A 7,848-nucleotide genomic window follows, 5' to 3' on the forward strand; every position below is an offset into this window, starting at 1 on the left:
CGACTTTTTATTAACTAATTATTAATCAGCTTCGTTTTCGTCTTGGTTGTGAATCTCTAAACTTGAAGACATCGCACTTTCGCGGGTGCTTTTTGCTGAATCGTTACGTAGCTCATCAATACGGTTTAAATAGTTTTGATCAATGTCGCCTGTAATATATTGCCCATCAAATACTGAGGTTTCGAACTTAGTAATTTCAGGATTTTCTTGGCTAACCGCAGCTATTAAATCTTTTAACGATTGAAAGATTAAACCGTCAGAACCAATACTTGCATTAATATCTTCAACTTCACGGCCGTGAGCAATAAGCTCAGCTGCTGAAGGCATATCAATACCGTACACATTAGGGAAGCGTATTTCAGGCGCTGCGGATGCAAAGTAAACATTTTTAGCACCAGACTCTCGAGCCATTTCAACAATTTGTGCTGATGTTGTACCACGAACAATTGAGTCATCAACCAATAATACGTTTTTACCTTTAAACTCGCGATCAATTGCGTTTAGCTTTTGACGCACTGATTTTTTACGCATCTCTTGGCCAGGCATGATAAATGTACGACCAATATAACGGTTTTTAACAAAACCTTGACGATACGGTAAATCAAGTACACGTGCAATTTCCAGTGCTACATCGCATGAAGTTTCTGGGATTGGGATAACTACATCAATGTCTTTATCAGCCCATTCGCGTGCAATTTTTTCACCTAGTTTTGTGCCCATGTTTACGCGTGTTGCGTACACAGACATCCGGTCTATTGTTGAATCAGGTCGAGCAAAATAAACAAATTCAAAAATACACGGCGAGTAAGATGCTTTATCTGCACAACTAAGTGAATGAAATTCACCTTCTTCTGTAACATATATAGCTTCACCAGGGGCAACATCACGTACAAACTCAAAGCCGTCCGGTTTTAACGCAACGCTTTCTGAGGCGAACATGTACTCAGTGCCTTTTGCAGTCTCACGTTTACCAAATACAAGTGGACGGATACCATTAGGGTCGCGAAAAGCAACAATACCGTGACCAATAATCATAGCAATTGTTGCATAACCACCGCTTACTTTATTATTTACCTCGGTTACCGCAGTAAATATATCTTCAGGGTCTAAATGCAACTTATCAGATTTACTTAGTTCATGTGCCATGATGTTGAGTAAGATTTCTGAATCAGATGTTGTATTTACATGACGACGTGCTTCTGAGAATAACTGCTCTTTTAAAGCTTCTGCATTAGTAAGGTTACCATTATGGGCAAGCGCTATACCAAACGGTGAGTTAACATAAAAAGGCTGTGCTTCAGATGAGCTTGAAGACCCTGCTGTAGGATAGCGCACATGGCCAAGACCTATCGTACCTTGTAGTCGTTTCATATGACGAGTGTGAAAGGCATCTTTCACTAAGCCATTTGCTTTGCGTAAGCTGAACGTATTATTCTCAATGGTAATGATACCCGCGGCATCTTGACCACGGTGCTGCAAAACAGTTAAGCCATCATAAATCGCCTGATTGACAGGGGATGTTCCGACTATTCCAACGATACCACACATGTAATTTATCCTCGCCGATTAACGGTTTACTGAATTTAAAAAGCTCGAGTTGTTTTCTAGGTATGAAAAGAACCATTCAACAACAAAGCCAAATTCTGGAATCAAAATAGAATTGCCCCACCAGTGCGTATTGGGTGCACCAGTAAAAGCATCAAGAAAGAAGAGTAACGCGCTCACGACCAACACGCCTCGTAGAGCACCAAACACTATGCCAAAGACACGGTCGGTACCCGATAAACCAGTACGATGTACGAGCTCACCTAAAATGTAGTTTAGTAAACCGCCTAACAGTAGCGTCGCAAAGAATAATATGGCTATGGCCGCCGCATTTCTTAAAAGGGGTTCAGAAATGGTTGTTAGGAAGGAAGCTAAATATTGGTAAAATAAGCTAGAGATGATAAAGGCGCCAGCCCATACCGCTAATGACATTGCTTCTTTTACAAAGCCACGTATTAAACCGATGATGGTAGACAATACAATGATGCCAATAATGGCGTAATCAACCCAGATCATAAGAACCAATTAGTCGCTAATTTGGGGCGCATTCTATACCCAAACATCGTTAGTATGCAAGTTTAAACGGGAGATTACTGGGTTGTGGTTAATACAAAAAATTAACATTCTAGTCTAGGTATTGTGAGATAAAGATAATGATAAAAAAAATATAAATAAATAAATAAAGGCTTGTTATACAAGCCTTTATTTATTTATTTTGTTACTTCGTACTGCGTAACTTTACCATTTAATTTAGTAAGCTCTTTGAGCTGGGGGAGCTGCTTTTGTAATTCACTTTTATCAAGCGAAGGACCAACAAATACTTTGGTTAATGCCCCATTTGGGGTTTTAATCGGTTTAGTAAACGTTTTAAACCCTTCAGCCTTTAATTTAGCCTGTAATGCTTTAACGTTTGCAACATGTGAAAAACTACCTAATTGAATAACATAGGCCATACTCGTTAGGTTTTCATCACTTTTACGTGGTGCAATTGGCTCTGGCTTAGCTTGAACAGGCGCTTTTGTAATTGGTGTAGCTTTGGGTTCTATAGTTGCTTCAACAACTTTATCTTCCACAGCGTAATCACTCTCATCCTTCGCGCTTTGCTGCTCAAAAGCTTCATCGTCAGCTTGAATGTCTTCAATTTCATCTTGCTTTAGTGGCTCAGCATTAGCCATATTTTCATCAATTGACTCTTGAAGATCGATTGTTTTGAACTCAGGGCGGTCTGGGATCGCTTTAAAGCCTTCTTTATAATGCACTTTTTCGCCATCGAGTATATTAGGGATAAACACAATTGCTGCGATCACCACTATACTTGTTCCGACTAAGCGATTAATAAAACTTGAGTTCACCGACATCCTCTCTATTTTTTAAAGTAATTAATAGCGCCAGCAACTGTAAAAAATGAACCAAATATAATCAACATAGTATCACTTTGTTGTTCTGGTAAAATTACATTCAGTGCCTGTGCCACACTATCATAGCTATTAATAGTATTATGATGAGACAATTCCTGCAGTGCATTTTGTAAATTACTTGCAGTGTCGCCTCGCGGGCCACTTAAGCTCGCTAATGACCACTCATCGACCAAGTGACTTACTTCTTTAAGTACACCCGTTTTATCTTTATCAGCAAGCATAGCGGCTAATGCATGAATTTTAAAGCCTTTATCTTTATAGCTTGATAACTTATTGGCTAAATAACGCGCCGACTCAGGGTTGTGTGCTACATCGGTAAAGACTAAAGGCTCAATACTTAATTGTTGAAATCGCCCTTCGACAACTAAATTAGCTAAACAACTTCGTATAACTTGCTCACTTGGTAATAAGTTTAAAACACTGAGCGTGGTTAATGCGGTTGCTGCATTTTGACACGGTATTGCTGGCTTATCTATTTCAAGATTATGTTCTTTATATTGCCAATTAAAGCTCTCAGCATTTTCTTTAAAAATAAAGTCACTGCCCGACAGCGTCATGTTGGCATTAATTTCTTTACCATAATCAGTCATTGTGTGAGGAATATTTAAATCCCCTATAATAGCGGGAGTATTTTCACGAAAAATACCGGCTTTATCATAAGCCACTAACTCACGGGTATCACCTAAGTACTCTTTATGGTCTAAGTCTATAGTCGTGATCACGCTTGCAAAGGGAGTGACTATATTTGTGGCGTCAAAGCGCCCACCTAAACCAACCTCTAGCAATACATAATCGACGTTACAGCGTTTAAAAATTGCCAACGCACCCAAAGTACCATATTCAAAATAAGTCAGTGGAGTGTCTTTACGGCCTTGCTCAAGCTGGTGAAAAGCATCTATATGAAATTGGTCTGCCAACTCTTCCCCATTAACTCGTACACGCTCGTTATAACGAATTAAATGTGGAGATGCGTAAGTACCCACATTGAAACCTTGCGCTAGCAATAGCGACTCTAAGCAGCGTGCTGTGGTGCCCTTACCGTTTGTACCGGCAATAAGAATAATTTTACTTGGAGTGTTTAACAGGCCAATATTGTTAGCAACATTAGCAACTCGTTCTAAGCCCATAGCAATGTTAGCTGGGTGAACACTTTCTAAATAAAAAAGCCAATCATCAAGGCTTGATGATTGGCTAGGAGTTTTTTTTGTCATAGCGTGTAATCAGTAAAGCTGAAATTTACGCTACTCTATGCTCTTGTTCCGTAGAAGGCAAGTTCATAAATTTAGCTAAAATGCGTGCAAGGGTATCGCGCATTTCACGGCGGTCAATAATCATGTCAATTGCACCGTGTTCAAGCAAAAATTCACTACGCTGAAAGCCTTCAGGTAATGTTTCGCGAACAGTTTGCTCAATAACGCGAGGACCCGCAAAACCAATTAATGCTTTAGGTTCCGCAACGTTAATATCGCCCAGCATAGCAAGTGATGCAGATACACCACCCATAGTTGGGTCAGTCATGACTGAAATAAACGGAAGACCTTTTTCAGTCATTTTTGCAAGTGCAGCACTTGTTTTAGCCATTTGCATAAGCGACATAAGCGCTTCTTGCATGCGTGCACCGCCTGATGCAGAAAAACAAATAAGCGGCATGTTATGCTCTAAACATTGATCAACAGCATCAACAAAGCGAGCGCCAACAACAGAAGCCATTGAACCACCCATAAACGAGAACTCAAATGCTACTGCTGCAACTGGAATACCTTTTAATCGGCCTTTCATAGCTACAAGTGCATCTTTTTCACCACTTGCTTTTTGGGCTGCACTGATACGATCAGAGTATTTTTTAGAATCTTTAAACTTAAGAATGTCTTTAGGCTCATGTTGTGTGCCAAGCTCTTGACGGTCACCTTCATCTAAAAAGTGCTCCAGGCGCTTACGGCCACTAACACGCATGTGGTGGTCACACTTAGGACATACGTTTAATGACTTTTCTAATTCAGCTTTATATAAAATTGAATCACACGATGTGCACTTAGCCCAAACACCTTCTGGGATTTCTTTACGACCTGATGATTTTGTCGTTTTAGGTAAGATTTTTTCTAGCCAACTCATTTGCAACTCTCTTAATGCTGTTCTGTGTCGCGAGCCTGCCAATAGCAATTAGCAGACAAATTTTTTCAATTAAAACATGAATTACACTAACGCGGTATAAAAAACTGGTCTTAGTAGTTAAAAGTGTTCATAAAAAGCACTAACGACAACCATAACTAAATTTCAGCGTCAGGTAAAAACAATGGACCTAAAGGCATTTTAGGAATATTAAACTCTTCAGGATAATCGACATCAACCAAGTATAAACCTGCAGCTTTAGCTGTAGCACTTGCTTTAGCACGCTCTTTACAATCAAGTAATTCTTTCAACCAAATAGGCTGTTGCTTATGTATGCCAATATCCATCAAGCTCCCCGTTATATTACGTACCATGTGATGTAAGAACGCATTCGCCTTAATATCAATAATAACGTAACACCCTTGGCGCTGTACCGATAAATGATGAATAGTACGAGTCGGTGTATTCGCTTGACAATGGATCGCTCGAAAAGATGTAAAATCGTGTGTCCCGATCAAATACTGACAGGCTTCCTGCATTTTAACTTCATCTAATGGGTGATGAAAATGCGTAACCCCTTCGCTTAACACTGCTCCTCGAAAAGGAGAGTTATAAATAATATAGCGGTATCGGCGAGCGGTTGCACTAAAACGAGCATGAAAATCGACAGCAACTGGTTGTGCAAAGCGAATAGCAATATCTTTAGGCAATAAGGTATTCATACCCATTGTAAATGCGACCATGTCACGCGAAGCTTCAGTTTCAAAATGTATTATTTGACCTGTACCGTGCACACCCGCATCAGTTCGCCCCGCACATACTACTTCAACTGGGTGATTACAAATACGCGACAATGCCTTTTCTACTTCTTGTTGTACGCTATTTACATGTGATTGACGTTGCCACCCACTATAGCGTACGCCGTTGTATTCAACTCCAAGTGCTACTCGCATAATTACTGCTTTACCTACTGTGCTAATGAACACGGCATTTTATGCTATCTCTCGACGCAATAAAAGGAGGTGTGCGGTAATACCCTTTTTATTAAAAACATGATCATTTTAATGAATCAAATAACTTAATAATTACGATGTAAATTATTCTTTTATAACAATTACATACTATAAAATTCGCTTCATTAATGCGTTGCTTTTCCTTGTTATAATTAAACTAACATCCATAAAAAACCCTTAATTAGAATAACCAATTAAGGGTTTTTTTAACAATTTGTTATTTTAGTTTCGCTTTTAAACTAAGTGCCTCTTCTTGAACTTCTTCTGGGCCTTTGTTGATGACATCCTCAATGACCTTGAGCGCAGAATCAAAATCATCAATTTCAATATAAGCACGCGCTAAATCTAGTTTAGCTGAGTAGCCACCACTTTCAGCATCAACATCGGTTGGGTTATCACCAGCAAGTAATGCATCAAACTCACTTAAACCGACATCCATATTAACGTCGGTGTAAGGTTCGTGTTCAAGTTCAGCCTCTTCACTTTCTTCTAATAATGAATCTATATCTACAAATTCATCATTATCAAGTTGCTCAATATCACTACTTTCAACAAGTGGCTCTTTTGTAGTTAATGGGTCATCTTCCTCTAAGTCTTCTTTTAGCAAGCTGTCAAAGTCGACATCAAATTCACTGCTATCCTCAGCGCTTAATTCTTCAGGCTCAGCTAACTCACTAAGTAATGAATCAAAATCAGTTTGCGTCAAATTTGACATAAACTCTTCATCAAGTTCATCGTCAGAGCTAATATCAGTGCTACCTGCTTCATCTGAGTTTGTTAACTGTGCTTCGCGCTCTGCATTTGTTTGCTCTTGCTGCTCGTCTGATAACTCATCAGTTAGCGCTTGCTCTAAAGTATCTTCGTCAAACTCAACATCTAAGTCAGAAAAATCGTCTTCAATTAAAATTTCATCATCAAAATCGTCTTCTAAACTATCTAAATCAGTATTTTCAGAAAGCGCAATTGATAAGTCCTGCTCAGCTTGGCTGGAAGCGACTCCCTGCGCCTCACCGTCTAAATCATCACCTTGTAATTCTTCGGGAGTAAATGGCAACTCACTTTCTAGTGTTTCTTGAACTTCATCAAGGTTAAGAGGTTTGGTATACTCTTCTATACTAATTGGTTCAACAGAATCAATTCCGTCATTAATTTCTTGCAGTAAATCATCATCAAAATCATCTTCTAAGCTATCTAAGTTAGCATTTTCAGAAAGCGCATTTGCGAGATCTTTCTCTGTTTGACTAAGTGCTACTGCATTTTCTTCACTCGGTGCATTTTCTTTAGGTTCTTGCGGCTCAAACGAAGGTTCATTCTCCAATAATGAATGATCATCATCTAATTCAAGTTCAGGATATTCATCTAACTCTTCACTTGGCGTTATAAGATCGCTATCAAGCTGCTCTTCAATTTTTGTAAGATCTGAGTCATCGTCGCCCGCTAACGGATCGTCACCAAGATCTACTTCTATTTCTTCAAGATCGTCGTCAAGCTCATCTAAAGACCAATCTGGTGTTTCTATATAGTCATCATCCGTCTCTTGTTGTAGCTCATTTAAAAGCTCATCAACGCTCTTTAAAGTATCATCTGTATATTCTTCAAGCGCATCTTCAGGATCAAGAAGCGACTCTGATGTATCTGAAAAATCATCAACCGTTACATCTATAAGTTCAGATTCTTCTTTAAGCTCAGGTTCTTCTGCAAGTTCAGGCTCATCGTCAAGCTCAGGCTCATCGTCAAGCGCAGGCTCTTCTCCAAGTTCAGGC

Annotated in this window: 7 protein-coding genes; all 7 read right to left on the reverse strand. The window is 39.3% G+C overall.

From position 1 onward, the window contains the following. Positions 1-21 precede the first annotated feature (21 nt). Complete coding sequence (gene purF / locus H5122_RS14185) at positions 22-1,548, reverse strand: amidophosphoribosyltransferase (RefSeq protein WP_024596369.1); 1,527 nt, start codon at positions 1,546-1,548, stop codon at positions 22-24. Positions 1,549-1,566: 18 nt separating this feature from the next. Beyond that, complete coding sequence (locus H5122_RS14190) at positions 1,567-2,061, reverse strand: CvpA family protein (protein ID WP_002958356.1); 495 nt, start codon at positions 2,059-2,061, stop codon at positions 1,567-1,569. A 194-nt stretch (positions 2,062-2,255) separates the two neighbouring features. Continuing rightward, entirely contained in the window at positions 2,256-2,897 is a 642-nt protein-coding gene (locus H5122_RS14195; protein WP_165742690.1) for an SPOR domain-containing protein, read from the reverse strand. An 11-nt stretch (positions 2,898-2,908) separates the two neighbouring features. After that, the gene (gene folC, locus H5122_RS14200) at positions 2,909-4,174 is read right to left on the reverse strand and encodes a bifunctional tetrahydrofolate synthase/dihydrofolate synthase (protein ID WP_182682347.1); all 1,266 of its coding nucleotides are present in this window, start codon (positions 4,172-4,174) and stop codon (positions 2,909-2,911) included. Positions 4,175-4,199: 25 nt separating this feature from the next. After that, positions 4,200-5,075, reverse strand: a complete 876-nt coding sequence (accD, locus tag H5122_RS14205) for an acetyl-CoA carboxylase, carboxyltransferase subunit beta (RefSeq protein WP_007376856.1) — start codon at positions 5,073-5,075, stop codon at positions 4,200-4,202. Positions 5,076-5,230: 155 nt separating this feature from the next. After that, complete coding sequence (gene truA, locus H5122_RS14210) at positions 5,231-6,025, reverse strand: tRNA pseudouridine(38-40) synthase TruA (protein WP_002958360.1); 795 nt, start codon at positions 6,023-6,025, stop codon at positions 5,231-5,233. A 277-nt stretch (positions 6,026-6,302) separates the two neighbouring features. Next, positions 6,303-7,848, reverse strand: a 1,546-nt coding sequence (locus H5122_RS14215) for a FimV/HubP family polar landmark protein (RefSeq protein ID WP_310736351.1), incomplete at its 5' end; no start/stop codon positions are given.

It is taken from the genome of Pseudoalteromonas sp. SG43-8, assembly GCF_014164245.1.
GTDB classification, from domain to species: Bacteria; Pseudomonadota; Gammaproteobacteria; order Enterobacterales; family Alteromonadaceae; genus Pseudoalteromonas; species Pseudoalteromonas distincta.

What these genes read in the sequence shown, in the direction of transcription:
- folC (WP_182682347.1), bottom strand. Translation starts at nt 4,174, where the DNA reads ATGACAAAAAAAACTCCTAGCCAATCATCAAGCCTTGATGATTGGCTT.
- purF (WP_024596369.1), bottom strand. Translation starts at nt 1,548, where the DNA reads ATGTGTGGTATCGTTGGAATAGTCGGAACATCCCCTGTCAATCAGGCG.
- H5122_RS14190 (WP_002958356.1), bottom strand. Translation starts at nt 2,061, where the DNA reads ATGATCTGGGTTGATTACGCCATTATTGGCATCATTGTATTGTCTACC.
- truA (WP_002958360.1), bottom strand. Translation starts at nt 6,025, where the DNA reads ATGCGAGTAGCACTTGGAGTTGAATACAACGGCGTACGCTATAGTGGG.
- accD (WP_007376856.1), bottom strand. Translation starts at nt 5,075, where the DNA reads ATGAGTTGGCTAGAAAAAATCTTACCTAAAACGACAAAATCATCAGGT.